Origin of the sequence: Baia soyae, assembly GCF_004341445.1 — a bacterium.
Classification (GTDB): domain Bacteria; phylum Bacillota; class Bacilli; order Thermoactinomycetales; family Thermoactinomycetaceae; genus Baia; species Baia soyae.
In genome coordinates this window covers 1-16,499 of the sequence record NZ_SLXV01000021.1, presented here as the reverse complement: position 1 = coordinate 16,499, position 16,499 = coordinate 1, and the positions used below count along the sequence as shown (strand labels likewise).

Below are 16,499 nucleotides of genomic sequence, written 5' to 3'. Positions count from 1 at the left end.
TAGGAAAGGGCGTGTAATGACGTGGATCAAATTCAACAAGTAGTCGTCGTAGGTGGAGGAGTGATGGGTGCTGGAATCGCAGAATTATTAGCCTCCAAGAGGTTTGAGACTACTATTTTAGAAAAAGACCCACAAGCGGTAGAACAAGCGAAACGTTCTGTCGTTCATAGTCTCGATCGTAAATTAGCTAAATGGGGAATTACAGAGGCCGAGAAGAAAATTATTTTATCCAATATGCATTTTTCAGCCGACCCAAATGTGTTAAGAGACGCAGATTTTGTAATCGAATCTGTGGACGAGGACATGCAGATCAAAAAAGAAATTTATCAGCTTTGTGATCAATTCTGTAGACCGGAAGTGGTGTTTGCAAGCAATACATCCACACTTAGTTTGACGGAGATTGCTGCCATGACTCAATATCCAGAGAAAGTAATTGGCCTACATTTTGTTTATCCCGTTCCTACTATTCCGGTTGTAGAAGTGGTTCGAGGGCTAAAAACATCCGATCAAACCGTGAATATGGTTCGCAAACTGCTTCCCGAATGGGGCTTGTCCGCAGTAGAAGTATTTGAATCACCTGGCTTTGTGACGACACGAATGATTGTACTCATGATTAACGAAGCAACAAATATCTTAATGGAAGGGGTAGCGACAGTAGAAGAAATTGATCGTGCTATGAAGCTCGGATATCAATTTCATGCAGGACCATTTGAAATGGCAGATCGCTTCGGACTCGACTCCGTGTTAGCTGCGCTAGAACAATTATTCCGAGAGTTTGGAGAGCCTAAGTTTCGCCCAGCACCTTTACTGAAGAAGATGGTGCGAGCCAAACAGCTCGGCGTTAAAACGGGAGAAGGCTTTTTCCGTTATGATCAAGAGGGTATTCGAATGAGTGATGGGGAGGGCTCTGTATCATGAAGGTACTCGTTATTAACTGTGGAAGTTCATCTATTAAATATCAATTGTTTGAGATGACTGATGAGTCGGTATTGGCCTCGGGTCTCGTAGAGAAAATCGGAACTGATGCCGCGATTATTAAACAAGAAACACCTGATCGCGAGGAATTAGTCCTAACATCTGAGATATTAGACCATCGCGATGGATTAAACAAAGTATTATCGTTGCTCATGTCAGAAGAGCATGGCGTAATTCAAAGTGCGGATGAAATATCGGCTGTCGGTCATCGTGTGGTTCACGGTGGAGAGTTTTTTTCCGAATCTGTCGTCATTACAAGCGAGGTCCGTCAAGCAATTCGAAAAACGATTGATCTAGCACCGTTACATAATCCTCCCAATTTACTCGGGATCGATGCGGCTCAAGCTCAATTATCAAACGCAGTCCACGTAGCTGTTTTCGATACCGCATTTCATCAAACTATGCCTGACTATGCATTTATGTATCCAATCCCACGTGTCCTATATCAAAAGCATCGGATCCGGCGTTATGGATTTCACGGTACATCACATAAATATGTAGCTCAAAAGGCGGCAGAATTTCTCGGGCGGCCGCTTGATAATTTGAAACTTGTCATTGCACATATTGGTAATGGAGCGAGCCTTTCTGCTGTTGAATATGGGAAATCGGTCGATACCAGCATGGGAATGACTCCTCTAGAAGGGCTGATGATGGGTACGAGATCTGGAGATATTGATCCAGCAATTGTTCCATTTGTGATGGCAAAAGAGGATCTTACACTTGGAGAAGTTCAGTCTATGTTAAATAAACATAGTGGTCTCTTGGGGGTATCTGGTTTGTCTGGCGATATGAGGGAAGTAACAGAAGCGATGTTTGATGGGAATCCACAAGCAAAACTAGCCATTGAGATGTATGTATATCGTCTTCGCAAGATGATCGGAGCTTATTTCGCAGCGGTAAATGGAGCAGATGCCCTCATCTTTACAGCTGGAGTAGGAGAAAATGCTTCTCTGATCCGTGAAAAAGTATGCTCGGGTTTATCTTATCTCGGTGTGGAGATCGACTTAGAAGAAAATTCGGTTCGCCGAAAAGAAGAGCGAAAAATTAGTACTCTACAGTCTAAAATCGATGTTTTAGTCGTGCCGACAAATGAAGAATTAATGATTGCACGGGACGCAAAAAATCTGGTCTCTTCTCGTTAGACAATGTTATGATGATAGTGATGTAGTTCTATTCTTACTAGATAGAAAGGGTTTGTACATGAAACTATCAAAACGAGTTCAACAGCTTGAACCATCCCCAACACTCGCTATCACGGCAACGGCAAAAGCTTTAAAACAACAAGGCCATGATGTCATTGGTTTAGGGGCTGGAGAGCCAGATTTTAATACTCCCACACATATTATCCATGCTGCAAAAGAAGCAATGGATCAAGGATTGACCAAGTACACGCCTTCTAGTGGTATTCCTGAATTAAAAAAAGCCATCGTAGAAAAGCTACAACGAGAAAATGAATTAACATATACTACCAGCCAAGTAACCGTAACCGTAGGTGCGAAAAATGCTTTATATGATTTGTTCCAAGTTATTTTAGATCCCGGTGATGAAGTAATTGTCCCATCTCCTTATTGGGTTAGTTATCTGGAGCAAATCAAGTTAGCAGGTGGAGTACCGGTTGTCATCGTAGGAGAAGAAGCGAATCAATTTAAGATTACACCTGCCGAGCTTGAGAAAGCAGTCTCATCCCGTACCAAAGCTGTTATCATTAATAGTCCTTCCAATCCTACAGGTATGCTGTACTCGGCAGATGAGCTACGTGGACTCGGAGAAGTGGCAATCAAGCACGATTTCTTGATTGTTTCGGACGAAATTTATGAACACCTCATCTATGACGAAGGTCTGCATCATGTGAGTATGGCTAGTTTAGGAGAAGAGTTCTATAAACGAACCGTTATCATAAACGGCGTTTCCAAAACATACTCAATGACCGGTTGGCGGATCGGATTTGCGGCAGGCCCATCAGATATCATTACGGCCATGACTGATTTAGCAAGTCATAGCACTTCAAATCCTACTTCCATCGCTCAGTATGCGGCAATCGCAGCATTTAATGGATCTCTAGAACCTGTCGAAGAGATGAAAAAAGCGTTTAAAGAGCGAAGAGATTACGTAGTTAGTCGATTAAACAAGATCCCGGGATTTGTCTGCCAAAAACCTCCAGGAGCATTCTACGCCTATGTAAATATTCGTCAAGCGTTAGATGCATCTAAAAAGTACCAAACAGCGGATGATTGGGCAACCGCATTATTAGAAAAGGAATTGGTTGCTGTTGTTCCGGGAGCTGGTTTTGGCTCTGACGATCACATGCGAATTTCGTATTCTACTTCCCTAAAACAGCTCCAAGAAGGATTAGACCGAATTGAACGTTTTGTATTAGAAAATAAATAGGTGGACCTTGTGAAGCATTTCCTCGTTGTAAGAGAACAGGAAATGCTTCTTTTTTTGTGAGTATGGTTTGCATGTCTTTAACAAACACTAAAAAAAACTTTAGGTGTTGGAGACATGTGTAGCTTACAAATAGAAGAAGTAACTTTACATAATCATGGAGACGAAATTATATCGAGCTGGAACGCTTCCTTTGTGCCAGGAGAGAGCATTAGTATTTATAGTGGAAAGCAGATCACAAGTACATCGATCTTATTGATGTTAGGTGGGTATCTAAAACCGGAGCAAGGTGCAGTCTGGATGGTGGAAGAGGAAAAAAAAGAGAAAATCTCCCCGGCGCATATCGGGATTGCTTCCATTCACCGTATTTATGAGCCTATTCCATATCTGCGAGTAGAGGAGATGCTCCTTTTACAAGCAAACTTGTTTCGAGTAAAGCATAAGAAAATGCTCCTCGAAAAGGTTATGGACGATTGGGATTTAGATGGTGTACGAAAGGATCGATATGTAGATCTATCCCCCGTCAATCAATTAAAAGCGTCGATTGCTGCGGCGTTGGTTCATCAACCTCCCATCTTACTATTAGATCATCCAGAGCTTGGATTGACTGATGAAGAATGGAGTCAATTTTCATCGGTCCTGCAACCGATCGTGCAGCGGGATAAACTGATTTTGATACTAACCACATTGCGACGGGAAGTATGGAATGAGCATCAGACGAAAATTGATCTTTCCATTAAGAAGGAGGACCGGCTATGATCTCTTGGTATATTGCTCAAGCGGAGTGGAAGCGTATATGGAGGAATCGCCTCGGGAGATTAGCGATCCTAGCCATTTTATTCGTTCCACTGCTATATTGTGGTTTGTATCTCTATGCCTTTTGGGATCCGTACGGTTCTCTAAATCAACTCCCTGTAGCCCTTGTGAACGAAGATCAGGGCGGGGTCTACAAAGGGGAGAAGGAAAACCTCGGCAATGAGTTGGTAGATGAAATAAAGGAAAAGATCGATGTAAATTGGCATGTGGTGAATCGAAACGAAGCAAAAGTGGGAGTGGAAGGAGATAAGTATTTCCTAGCAATTATCATTCCCTCTGATTTCACAGAACTCTCCCTATCCATCTCCACTTCCAATCCCAAAAAAGCAAAGTTGGACTTCATCCGAAATGAAGGAAAGAACTATGTGGCTGGGCAGATCGCGATAAGGATTGAAAATGAGCTTAGTACGGGGATTGGTAAGAAATTTACGCAAGAATATATATCAAATATCTTTGACCTGATCAATGAGTCAAAGGAAGGGGTTACCAAAGCGGCTGATGCAGCAGGGAAGATTGCAGATGGAACCAAAAAGCTGTATGAAAGTAGCAATCGTATACAGGAAGCGATCACAAAAGCATCAACGGGAGCAAACAAAATTTTATCAGGTACACGAACCCTCCAACAATCTGCTGGACAACTAGAAGATGGCGCCAGACAAGTAAATGATGGAACCAAGCAACTAGTAGATAAAGTGGAGCAGATCGGTTCCCGTGTGCAAGAAATACAGAGACTATCCCCGCTACATGCTGGGAAGGTCTCGCAAAAATTTCAAGATCTACAGCAAGATATCGAGAAAATCAGGGAGTTAGCCAATGGAACCGATAAGCTATACCAAGGATTAATCCGGTTTCACAAAGGGGCTGACGATCTAGAAAATGCCCTCTCTCAGTTAACCAATGGACTAAACGAGCTGAACCAAAAGCTACCTGAGTTTGTATCAAACATGCAAAAAGTAGCAGATAGCAATCAACAACTAGCCCGAAAGCTGAATGAAGCTTCAACTGGTTCTGAGGCAGATTCCAAATTATTAGCTGAGATCGTATCAGATCCAATCGACACCGAAGATAAGAGTACTCATCAAGTAGGGGAATACGGTGTCGGGCTTGCACCTTATTTTTTACCTCTTTCTTTATGGATTGGTGCCATCATGCTGTTTTTTGTTCTCCCGATCAATGAAAAGCGATGGAAGTTTGGTCCTTATCGATTAGGCTTGGTTCCTCTTGGACAGTTCCTATCCCTATACCCGATTGGAATCTTCCAAGCACTCCTAACAGGAAGCATTGTTCATTATGGACTTGGCTTACCGATTGAACTTGGGATTTCGTACTATCTCTTTTTAATTTGTATCTCCTTGATGTCCATAACCGTCATTGGCTTTTTCATTGGCACGTTTGGCGATGGACCAGGAAGACTATTAGCGATTGTGGTCTTGGTTTTACAATTAGTCTCAAGTGGGGGCACATTCCCAACGGAGCTAATCCCAGGACCCTTGCAGAAAATTTCAGGATTCCTTCCCATGTCCCACGGAGTGAATGGGCTACGTAATATTATCGCTTTAAATCGTCCGGAAGAAATGCTTCGTTACTTTGTAGCGATACTTGGCTTCTTAGCGCTTACTTTAATGGGAAGTATCTTAATCCAACGTCGCTCTTTCAAATGGAAAGACTTAAAACCACGTGATCGATTAGAAGTTGGGTAAAATGGTAAAGAGCTTACAGGAAATCTTACATGAATGTAAGGTTTTTTGTAAGCTAATTCAATTTGTTCACCTGATCTCGTCTGCTAGACTGATTTCATAACGTACAAGCAGAAAGGGAAGAAACAAATGGATATGTTAAAAGTAGAAAAGTTAACGAAAGTATATAGTGGTGGAAAGGTTACACACAAAGCACTTTCTGAGATTGACTTAACGATTGAAAAGGGAGAATTTGTCGGAGTTATGGGGCCGTCTGGGAGTGGGAAGACTACTTTGCTTAATATGGTATCCACGATTGATACTCCGACATCAGGAGAAATTTATATTAACGGCAAAAAGCCACTCTCTCTAAAGAAAAACGATCTTGCAGTCTTTCGTCGCCGGGAATTAGGCTTCGTCTTTCAAGATTTTAACCTGCTAGACACGCTAACGATTGCGGAGAATATAGTGCTACCGTTGACCTTAGACACCAAAGGAATACGGGAGATGAATCAGAAACTACAGAAAGTAGCTGAGAAACTTGGTATTACCGAGATCCTAAAGAAACGCACTTACGAAGTATCCGGGGGACAACGCCAACGTGCCGCCATCGCTCGAGCAATCATTCACTCCCCATCGTTATTACTAGCCGATGAGCCAACAGGAAACTTAGACTCTAAGTCAGCCCGTACGGTGATGGAGATGATGGAGTCAATCAATCAAGAGGATAAAACGACTACCATGCTCGTTACCCATGATGCACAAGCCGCCAGCTATTGCCATCGTGTCGTCTTTATTAAGGATGGAAAACTAGTCAACCAGATTGTTAGGGGAGAGAATCGACAAACGTTTTTCCAAGAAATCATTGATATGTTGTCGCTTTTAGGGGGAAATGCACATGAACTTTCGTCAATTCGCGTTTAATAATGTCAAACGAAACTTACGTGCATACTCCGCTTACTTCTTAAGCAGTGCCTTTGCCGTCATGATTTTCTTTAGCTATGCCTTGCTCATCTATCATCCAAGTCTAACCAAATCCGAACTCGGACAAACGACTCAAATCATGATGAAAGGCGCTGCTTATATCATTTTCGTTTTCTCCTTTTTATTCGTACTCTACTCGATTAGCGCTTTTCTAAAATCGAGAAATAAAGAGTTTGGGATCTTAACCATCCTAGGAGCAAAACGGAAACAGATTAATCGTCTCATCTTCTTGGAAAATATCTTAATCGGCCTTGGTGCTATTGTCACAGGGATTGTTTGTGGGCTTGCATGTGCGAAACTCCTTCTCCTTTATGGAACAGAAGTTATAGAGGTAAAGCTCCCATTTTATTTTCCTATAACAGCCATTGGACTTACGGTTGGTGTTTTCTTAGCACTATATCTTGTTATTTCTTTCTTCACTTTGTTTTTCGTCCGACAGAAAAAAGCCTTGGAATTATTAATGGGAACCAATAAACCAAAAAAAGAACCAAGAGCACATATTTTACTCGTTTTATTATCCATTGGCTTTATCACAACTGCTTTTTTCTTGCTAACAAAAAAAATAAATACATTTGACGCATTACTATGGCCTGCCACTTTAGGGATCATTGGCATGTATTTCTTCTTCACCCAACTAAGTGTATATGTAATACGAGTACTAAAAAGAAATCGCTCCTTCTTCTGGAGAGGGACAAGAATGTTATGGATTTCCGAGATGGCTTACAAACTAAAGGATAATGCTAGGATGTTCTTTATGGTTACCATTGTCATTACTATGGCTTCCGTTGCGGCTACTTTTGTTTATGCTTTAGGATATGAAGCTAGAGATGGATATAAAGAAACTCCCTTAGCCATTGACCATAGTAGTAATCCACCTGAGGATTTTAAAACTTACACGGAGGGTGAGTACAAGAAATGGGAATCGAATACAAAGAAAATAGATCAAGAGCTAGAAAAAGCAGGACTCAAATACGAGAAAACAATCTTTCGATCGATTGTGCCATATATTTCTAAGGAAGACTTGAACATATTAGACTTGGAAGTAGTAAAAGAATCAGAATACCGTGCGGTAGCTACATTATTTGGAGAGAAGGTTCCTTCTAAGCTCCAATATGGAGAAGCTATCTTTATCGATTCAAAATTAGAACAATCCAAATTCAAATTACTAGGGCAAGAATTAGCGCAATACGATTTGAAAATCGTACAACAAATCGACAAAAGATTGAACAGTGTTGTTTCATTAGTTGTTGTGAGCGATGAAACCTTTAAACGCTTGCAAGAAAGACTAATTAAAAAACCAAAGGGAAAGGGAAGAGAGCATCTTTCTACGTTTTACTCCATTCCAAGCTGGTCTCATCAGGGATTTCCAAGCTCAGACTCGAAAGAAGGGAAATTGAGCAAGAAGCTAGAAGAGCTTTTCCAGTTGGACCATGGCATTAATGGTATTACTGAAACAAGGGCAGGCGTTTACCTTAAAATACAAGAGACACGTAGTATGTTTAGCTTTATTGGAGTATTTATGGTAGCTGTATTCTCAATTGCTACTGCTAGCTTCCTTTATTTCAAGCTATATATAGATCTAAATCAGGATCAACGACTCTATAATATGCTTTCTAAGATTGGTTTAAGCGTACTAGAGATGAGGCGCACATGTACGATTCAGATTGCTATGTTGTTCTTCATTCCAACAGTCATTGCAGGACTTGTTACGATATCAGTGATGCAAATACTGAAGAAACAGATAGCTGATATCATCGAAGCACAAAATATGCTTCCCGCTTCACTGGTAACGATTGCTGGCTTCCTAGCTGTGCAATTAATCTATTTTTTAATCGTTCGCATGCTCTATCTACGGCAAGTGGATAAAGTGATGGTTGAGTCCATGAATTCATAAGGAAAACAAAACTACAGAAACCACTGAAAATAAATACGAGCACCTCAGTACACACTAACACTGAGGTGCTCTAAGCGTTAGGAGGAATACCCATTCGTACTATTTTTATCGTTGAAGACGATCCAAAAATTAGCTCACTATTAAAATCCTACATCGAAAAATATGGCTACCGTGTAGTCGTGGTAATCGATTTCGAGCGAATCCTTGAATCATTTCAAGAAGCGGAAGCAGATCTGGTGTTATTAGATGTAAATCTCCCACTTTTTGACGGATTTTATTGGTGTCGTCAAATACGTGCCATCTCCACTTGTCCGATTCTCTTTATATCCGCACGAGAAGACAAAATGGACCAACTAATGGCCCTACAAAATGGAGCAGACGATTACATCACCAAACCCTTTTACCCTGAGATCGTCGTCGCCAAGATCGAAAATCATTTTCGACGGATGGGATTTGCTGAAAAAAGGGATAGGAGGGCTCTAAAGCTATCCGGACTGGTCTATTATCCTGATACGTTAAGGTTGAAGCTAAAAGAACAGGAGATCGATTTAAGTCATAAAGAAGGGGCTTTATTAGAGATTTTTCTTGAGAATCCAGATCAAATAGTAGGGAGAGAACACCTGATGGATGCCGTCTGGGACAGTCATCAGTTTGTTGATGGCAATACCTTAAACGTATGGATCAACCGACTCCGAAAGAAGTTGCAGGAAATCGGAGCAGAGAATGCCCTAGAAACCATAAGAGGGGCAGGCTATCGGATCAAAGTTACATGGGAGAGTGGGCAGGAGACATGAGACTATTCATACGAGATCATCTCTCTCTCATTATTTTTAATGCCATTCAACTCTTTTTCGTACTCTCCATCTACTGGTTAGATGGTTATCGAAACCATTTAACAGCGCTCTATTCCGTCTTTTTTGGCTTTTTCCTATTAACGATTTATCTCTTTTTCCGCTATATCACGAACCGTTCTATTTATCGCAGGCTATCCAATCCTTTTCATAATTGGGATGAGTTTGTTCTAACCCGAAATTGGTCACCGCTCGCAAAAGCGATCCAGACACTTCTTCGCGCTCAATATCGCTTTTATCAGGAAAAAATCCGCCGATATGAGAGCAAGCAAGAACAACACCTTACTTTTATCAATCAGTGGGTTCACCAGATGAAAACACCGTTATCAGTCATTCACTTAACACTGAAGGGGAAAATCGATCCCATTTTTGAGAGTATTCGTGAGGAAGCAGACCGCATGGAAAAAGGATTGGAAACGATTCTCTATGTATCCCGATTAGATGTGTTTGAGCAAGATTTTCATGTTGAACGAATCCCTTTACACTCATTGGTTAGTAGAGTAATTCATGATAATAAACGATCCTTCATTCGAAATGATGTATACCCTAACAATAGGATAGACGAGAATATCATCGTGGAATCAGACGCAAAATGGCTTTCATTCATGATCGGACAGATAACAATAAACGCCATTCGTTACTCCGCAGGGACAGGAGAAAAGATCGAGTTTTCTTCTTATCGTAGAGGAAAAAATCTAGTCTTAGAGGTTCGAGATTACGGCATTGGGATTCCAACTCGAGATCAGAAGAGGGTATTTGACCCCTATTTCACTGGAGAAAATGGGCGGAAATACCGTGAATCAACCGGGATGGGGCTGTATTTGGTAAAAGAGGTGTGTAACAAGTTACACCATGGTGTAGAGCTAGAATCGACAGCTGGGAAGGGTACGATGGTTCGAATTGTTTTTCATCTATTATAGATGGATCGAGTATGGACTTTTGATATAAAAATGCATCTCTAAAATAAGAAACCATTTAGAGATGCATTTTTATAGAAGTAAGATTCGCTTCATATACGAGGAAACCACACATCCCAAACCCCAGTTGTTTCGGGGCCTAACTTTGTCGTAGTCGGGTGAATGAATCGATAATGACGTAGATAAGCAGCCAAATAGGAGAACGAGGAATTATACCATCCGCTAAACGAAGGAGCCGCTTGACAAACCAACCAATCTACTAGTGCTTGTTCTTCCAATGTGAGTGCGTTAAATTGCTGTTCTATTTCCGGGAACCCTTTTAGAATCTGTCTTTTATTAAATACTTCTAAATTAGGATAGTACATTTTGATTTGATTTACTACATCATTATACTCTTGTTCTTGAAGCCCACAAGCCAGATAAATAGCAGACAAGTCCGGAGCATTATGAATCGTGGTCAGAGTACTTTGCATTTGATTATTTTTATGGAGATCTAAAACTTCTGAAGGGATCATGACACGCAAATCATTTTCTACTCTATAGTGAATCGCTTCCCATTTCGGATGAATAGAGGATATTAGGTGAGTAAGAAAATGAGCGAAGGAAAGGGCTTGTTTTGCGAAAGGAAAATGATGTGCTATAAACTGACCTAAAATTCTGTGTTCCACAGCAGACATGTCCCTCAAAGGAGGTCTCCAACACTCGATAATACCTTGGCACGGAGATACAACCTCTGCTCTTGATCGTATAAGACGAATGTTTACAGAATTAAGTACATTTGTTAAGTCGGTCATATCAATAAATAAATCAATTGGAATCTCAGCAAAAAAGGGTGGGGAATCAAAGTTGACGGAAGTTCTAGTATAGGCTTTCCCTAGAATAACACAAGTATCAAAGCCAATCCCTCTATAAAATAAGGCTTCCCCTACCGTTCTAATGACTGACATCAACTGATTACAAAGACCTTCCTGAGTGTCGATAATGGTATGTTCGAAGTACAACATAAACATCTTTCCTTTTTTGTAGAAATGAGAATCTCTCTAAATCACAGAAAAATGTTTTCTTTATTTGTATTCTCAAAGAATACAAGGTGCTTATCATATTCACCTATAGGGAAAGTCTAAGTTTGTACATAAAGGATAGGAGTAACAAAAGACTTAATATACAAATAATATTTACTTATCAGAAAATTAATATTAGAATGAAAATGAAGGTTAATACATTTTAGGGGGACTCAAAATGAAGAAACGTGCTTATGTCTCACTATTCATTGCCTTTATGATGATGATTACTCCTGTGTATTGCAATTGGGGGCAGTTTGTAAATGGAAAGGTAAAAGTAAGCCACTCGCAAAAAAAGGCTCCTATGGGGAAAATACCAGAGTCAACCGAGTTACCATTAGACCACACTACCACTCACCAACAAAAATCCCAAGACCTGTCCCTACGACCACCTCAAAAACCAACTACTCAAGCAGTCAAAACTCAAGCTGACTATCCAATGTCTTACCTTATTACCCTGAACAACAATGACTTAATTAACCTGTTGAGCACCATCATTTGGAGCCAAATCCCAGACCTATTTGAGTTTAACCAAGACTCGTACCAGTTTTATCGTGACCCAGAACGTGTTCAAGCTATTATAAATGCTCTCGGACAAAAGGGCACACAGTTTACAAGTGAAAATAATCTCGGCATTCCTACTTTGGTAGAAGTGCTACGGTCAGGTTTTTTCCTAGGATTTTATCATACAGAGTTAAGCTATTTGGATCAACGCACTTTTCATGATCGTTGCTTGCCAGCTTTAAAATCAATTGCCCATAATTCGAACTTTACACTTGGGACTACTGCACAAGATCAGGTTATCGCTTCATATGGAATGTTAATTGGTAATGCATCAAGCGATGTGGAGACTGTAAATTTTGCTGTTCCGATTCTCTCTCAATATCGAGCTAATATCAATACCTATCTGCCTCAGTACTCAAAAGGAAACGCTGTCTACAGCCTAATGAGCAACATTGATTTTGACTTAGACACTTACATGTATGATGAAAATGTCCCGCCTAATCAGACCCCTTGGTATGGAAGAATCAATCCATTTATCGAAGAAGAGGGACTCTTTGCTCTATTGAACAATCTCAATAAAGACAGTGCCTGGTTGATTAACAATGGGATTTATTATGTAAGCCGACTGGGTAAATTCCATAGCCAACCAAACAGAGGAAACCAAATCATTACAGCATCCATGAAGAAATATCCACAAAGTAGTGAGCCTTACCTAACTGCCGCTGTACAAATTAAAAATCTGTATAACAGTGTAGATGCAGATGGTACAAAACTCAATCTGAACCAAATATTAGACAATGCCAAACAATACTATTTACCCAAGTCATACACATTTGATAATGGCTCTGTTGTATTTAAGACGGGTGGACAGGTAACTGTAGAAAAAGTACTCCGTTTGTACTGGGCGTCTAAAGAAGTAAAATCGCAGTTTCATCGGGTACTGGGAAGAGATGTTGAAATCGAGAAGGGGAATCCGGATGATATTTTGACCATTGTGATCTACAGCAACCCGGATGAGTATAAAATAAACCGATTACTGTATGGATTTAGCACAAATAACGGTGGTATTTATATCGAATCAGCAGGTACTTTCTTCACGTATGAGCGAACACCTGCACAAAGCATCTATTCTCTAGAAGAATTATTTCGCCATGAAGTAACACATTATTTTCAAGCGCGATATTCCATTCCTGGCATGTTCGGTGATGGGCCTTTCTACGAAGGAGAGAGATTGACTTGGTTCGAAGAAGGTAGCGCTGAGTTTTTCGCAGGATCTACTCGTACCAGTGGAGTTCAGCCACGGAAAACGATTGTAAAACAGTTAGCTAAGAATCCAGCAGATCGCTATACGGTTTCACAAACCCTGCACGCAAAGTATGGATCGTGGGATTTTTATAACTATGCTTTTGCTTTCCAATCGTATATGTATACCACGTATTTGCCTATGTTAGATTACCTCAACAACTCAATCTTCCGACAAGATATAAGCGCTTACGACCGGTATATTAATCAGTTGAGCCAAGACCAAAGTCTAAATACAAACTACCAAAATTACATGCAGAAACTAATCAATCAAACAGACCAACTGCCTACACCGCATGTATCAGATATCTATTTGAGACAGCATCCTTACATGGACCGGAACCAAGTGTACAATAAGATAAAATCGGTCGGAAATCTGAGTAATGTCGTCACTCGTACCAATCAGTCTTATAATCTCAATACATTTACTCTTCGTGGGACCTACACTTTATCTAACACAAAGGGTAAATACCAAGACTGGGCAGCAATGAATCAGCGAGTGGATCAAGTTCTGGTCGATCTAAATAACCAATCTTGGAGTGGCTATAAAACGGTAACAGCTTATTTTGTCAACTATCGAGTAAATAACAACAAAGCAGAGTTTGATGTGGTATTCCATGGAGTATTGACAGATTAGTTTTCTCATACAAAAAAGCACTGGTCAGAAATGGCCAGTGCTTTTTTACATAACTTCGCGGATTAAGCTAATCACTTTCCCGAGTACTGTTACCTGAGGAAGACGGATCGGCTCTAGCTCATCATTTTCGGGTTGTAGTCGAATGTGATCAGATTCTTTGTAAAATCTTTTCACAGTTGCCTCGCCCTCACTCGTCATGGCAACCACGATCTCACCATTATTGGCTGTTTGCTGTCGGCGTACGACCACGTAATCACCACTCAGAATACCTGCGTTAATCATACTGTTTCCTTGAATGGTTAACAGGAATAACGGATCATCCACATTTTTCATGAGGCGTTTGGGTAGTGGATAATATTCTTCAATGTTTTCGATAGCCGTAATAGGGTCACCAGCAGTAACTTTCCCCAGTAGCGGAATCATAATCGTATCTGGTAGAGGAGTAGAAGAGATTGCTTCGGCTTCTTCCTTCACCAGTAACTCAATTGCACGTGGCTTCGTGGGATCACGCCGGATGAATCCTTTTTTCTCAAGCCTAGATAGGTGTCCGTGAACCGTTGAACTAGAGGCAAGTCCTACAGCTTCACCGATTTCCCGCACGGAGGGTGGGTATCCTTTTTCTCGAACTTCTCTTTGTATGTAATCTAAAATAGCTTGTTGGCGAGAGGATAACTTGTTCAAAACTCTCGTCCCCCTTGTTTTTTCCTGATTTCATTATCCATAGTATACATGAAAAGAGCGATGAGAACAAACATAGGTTCGTTATTTTCATCTGAATTAAAACATATTCTCTAACCTTTCTAATGCTTCATCTTTTTCAGTATTAATCACGTGGGTATAGATTTGAGTTGTTTGAATGTTGGAATGTCCTAAAATCTCCTGTACAACGCGGAGGTTTTCTCCGTTTGATAGCAAAAGGGTTGCTAAGGTATGTCTTAGTTTATGTGGCGAGATGGTAGCTGCTTTTGGTGGTAGTTTTGCTTCTTTCACATATTTTTTTAATATTTCCGAGATCCCTTTTCGACTTATTCGTGTGAAGTTCTTGTTAAGGATGAGCGCCTCTACATGGAGTGGCGATACTCGATCTACAGGTCGTAGAGTCAGATAAGCAATTAGAGCCTCCGTAGCAGTTCGGTTGAGCATTAGCATTCTCTCTTTGCCGCCTTTCCCGATTACGACGATACGGTATTGGCTTCCTTGACTCTGGATGCTGTTCAGATTGAGCGAGATGAGCTCTGACACCCGCATGCCTGTATTTAGTAATAAGAGTAGGATCGCTGTGTCTCTAAGTTCCATCCAATTTTTTTTCTTTTTCTTGGCATGATAGCTTTGAACGGCTTTCACAAGGCGAAGTGCTTCTTCTTGGGTGAGAAATACAGGTACTTTTTGCTTCGAGCGAGCTTTGAGCGAGGCATCTTCATACTCTTCCATCGGATCGCGCTCTAGTAGCTTGGCCCTTATTAGATAGCGAAATAGGGAGCGAAGGGAGGCTCTTTTGCGCTGCTTTCCACTGCGGGAATTCTCTCGGTAATGTTTTCGCTCGATCCATTCATCATTTACTTTTATCATGACACTGCGTTCGTAGCCGTTTTCGATGTGACGAAAGAACCTTTTTAGGGTTTGGCTGTCGACGTCTTTTAGCTCTAATTCTCGTTCATGAAGGAAGTCAAAAAAGAGAGTGAAATCGTAGGCATAGTTAGCAACAGTCAAGGGAGAGCGATCTGCGCTGACCATTTCATGAAAGAATTCTTGTACATCTTCGGGAAAGCGAGAGATGCGTTGATTTACTGCTTCAGGTAGTTTTCGGGAACGAAAGATAGGGGGCATATGATCACCTTAGGTTATGGATATGAAATGGATATGCTGTTGTTGGTCGGTTTAGGTCAAGGATAACTAACCATGTAATAAAACTACTATTGCAGCAATCCCCGGTCTATGTATCTGCCGACAGTTTATTGATGTATTTAGCGTAACAGAAAGTGGAGGGGAGAAGTAGATCATTTTTGTGCAAAAGAAAAAAAGCATCTCCTTTTATGAACTAGGAAATGCTTCGTGAGTACTATGCGTTCAATATATCTTTTTTTCGGAAATGGATAACAGCTATGATAGTCGGAACAAGCACCCAAGCTAGGAGAATGATGATACTACCAGTCATTGTTATATTAGAACCAGTCAATAGATAGAAGTCACTGGCTCTGAAATTGCTGGCTTCTAGCCATGTGTTAATGAAGCTTAGGTGTGTACTAATAAAGTATTTCAGAAAAGATAATTTTAGTGACATTTGTAGTAAAACAGATCCAGCTACTACAAGCACCATAGAGATAGCGGTACTGATCATAGGGGATGAAAAAATAGTAGAAAATAGGAATGCAAGGGATGTAATCGCAATAGGGGTACCGGGGAAAATAGGGTGCGACACGAAGTCGCTTCAGTAGCTGTGAGACTCTGATCTCACCTGAGGTTCTGCCCTCAGTTTCCTACCGATACATGCGTTTAG

General features: G+C 40.8%; 13 protein-coding genes. 10 read left to right on the top strand and 3 right to left on the bottom strand.

Annotation, left to right across the window (positions count from 1 at the left end; translation table 11 throughout):
• The first annotated feature begins 21 nt into the window (after nucleotides 1–21).
• The 9 genes from EDD57_RS08035 (at nucleotide 22) to EDD57_RS07995 (ending at nucleotide 10,501) form a co-directional block, all read left to right on the top strand.
• Nucleotides 22–918 (top strand): 3-hydroxyacyl-CoA dehydrogenase family protein, encoded by an 897-nt coding sequence (locus tag EDD57_RS08035; protein WP_279388948.1) that lies wholly within the window; start codon nucleotides 22–24, stop codon nucleotides 916–918.
• A complete protein-coding gene (locus tag EDD57_RS08030; RefSeq protein WP_279388947.1) occupies nucleotides 915–2,117 on the top strand; it encodes an acetate/propionate family kinase in 1,203 nt (400 codons plus the stop codon). Before EDD57_RS08035 ends, EDD57_RS08030 begins: the two co-directional genes overlap by 4 nt.
• A 58-nt stretch (nucleotides 2,118–2,175) precedes the next feature.
• Nucleotides 2,176–3,363 carry a pyridoxal phosphate-dependent aminotransferase gene (locus EDD57_RS08025; protein WP_131848941.1) on the top strand — a complete coding sequence of 396 codons (1,188 nt, stop codon included), beginning with the start codon at nucleotides 2,176–2,178 and terminating at the stop codon, nucleotides 3,361–3,363.
• 114 nt (nucleotides 3,364–3,477) lie between these two features.
• Nucleotides 3,478–4,119, top strand: a complete 642-nt coding sequence (locus tag EDD57_RS08020; protein ID WP_131848940.1) for an ATP-binding cassette domain-containing protein — start codon at nucleotides 3,478–3,480, stop codon at nucleotides 4,117–4,119.
• Entirely contained in the window at nucleotides 4,116–5,876 is a 1,761-nt protein-coding gene (locus EDD57_RS08015) for a YhgE/Pip domain-containing protein (RefSeq protein ID WP_131848939.1), read from the top strand. Before EDD57_RS08020 ends, EDD57_RS08015 begins: the two co-directional genes overlap by 4 nt.
• Nucleotides 5,877–6,002: 126 nt before the next feature.
• Complete coding sequence (locus EDD57_RS08010; protein ID WP_131848938.1) at nucleotides 6,003–6,776, top strand: ABC transporter ATP-binding protein; 774 nt, start codon at nucleotides 6,003–6,005, stop codon at nucleotides 6,774–6,776.
• Complete coding sequence (locus tag EDD57_RS08005) at nucleotides 6,751–8,730, top strand: ABC transporter permease (RefSeq protein WP_165873717.1); 1,980 nt, start codon at nucleotides 6,751–6,753, stop codon at nucleotides 8,728–8,730. Before EDD57_RS08010 ends, EDD57_RS08005 begins: the two co-directional genes overlap by 26 nt.
• 92 nt (nucleotides 8,731–8,822) lie before the next feature.
• On the top strand, nucleotides 8,823–9,524 hold the full coding sequence (locus EDD57_RS08000) for a response regulator transcription factor (RefSeq protein WP_131848936.1): 702 nt from the start codon (nucleotides 8,823–8,825) through the stop codon (nucleotides 9,522–9,524).
• Nucleotides 9,521–10,501, top strand: a complete 981-nt coding sequence (locus EDD57_RS07995; RefSeq protein WP_131848935.1) for a sensor histidine kinase — start codon at nucleotides 9,521–9,523, stop codon at nucleotides 10,499–10,501. The genes EDD57_RS08000 and EDD57_RS07995 overlap by 4 nt, the downstream gene beginning before the upstream one ends.
• An 89-nt stretch (nucleotides 10,502–10,590) precedes the next feature.
• Here the strand turns inward: EDD57_RS07995 and EDD57_RS07990 are convergent, their stop codons facing one another.
• Entirely contained in the window at nucleotides 10,591–11,502 is a 912-nt protein-coding gene (locus tag EDD57_RS07990) for an O-fucosyltransferase family protein (RefSeq protein ID WP_131848934.1), read from the bottom strand.
• A gap of 235 nt (nucleotides 11,503–11,737) precedes the next feature.
• Here EDD57_RS07990 and EDD57_RS07985 point away from each other — a divergent pair, with 235 nt between their 5' ends.
• Entirely contained in the window at nucleotides 11,738–14,002 is a 2,265-nt protein-coding gene (locus tag EDD57_RS07985) for a collagenase (RefSeq protein ID WP_131848933.1), read from the top strand.
• A gap of 45 nt (nucleotides 14,003–14,047) precedes the next feature.
• Here EDD57_RS07985 and lexA read toward each other — a convergent pair whose 3' ends face one another.
• Both lexA and EDD57_RS07975 read right to left on the bottom strand, forming a co-directional pair.
• A complete protein-coding gene (gene lexA / locus EDD57_RS07980) occupies nucleotides 14,048–14,683 on the bottom strand; it encodes a transcriptional repressor LexA (RefSeq protein ID WP_131848932.1) in 636 nt (211 codons plus the stop codon).
• A 96-nt stretch (nucleotides 14,684–14,779) separates the two neighbouring features.
• Nucleotides 14,780–15,829, bottom strand: a complete 1,050-nt coding sequence (locus EDD57_RS07975; protein WP_131848931.1) for a tyrosine-type recombinase/integrase — start codon at nucleotides 15,827–15,829, stop codon at nucleotides 14,780–14,782.
• Between the last annotated feature and the right edge of the window lie 670 nt (nucleotides 15,830–16,499).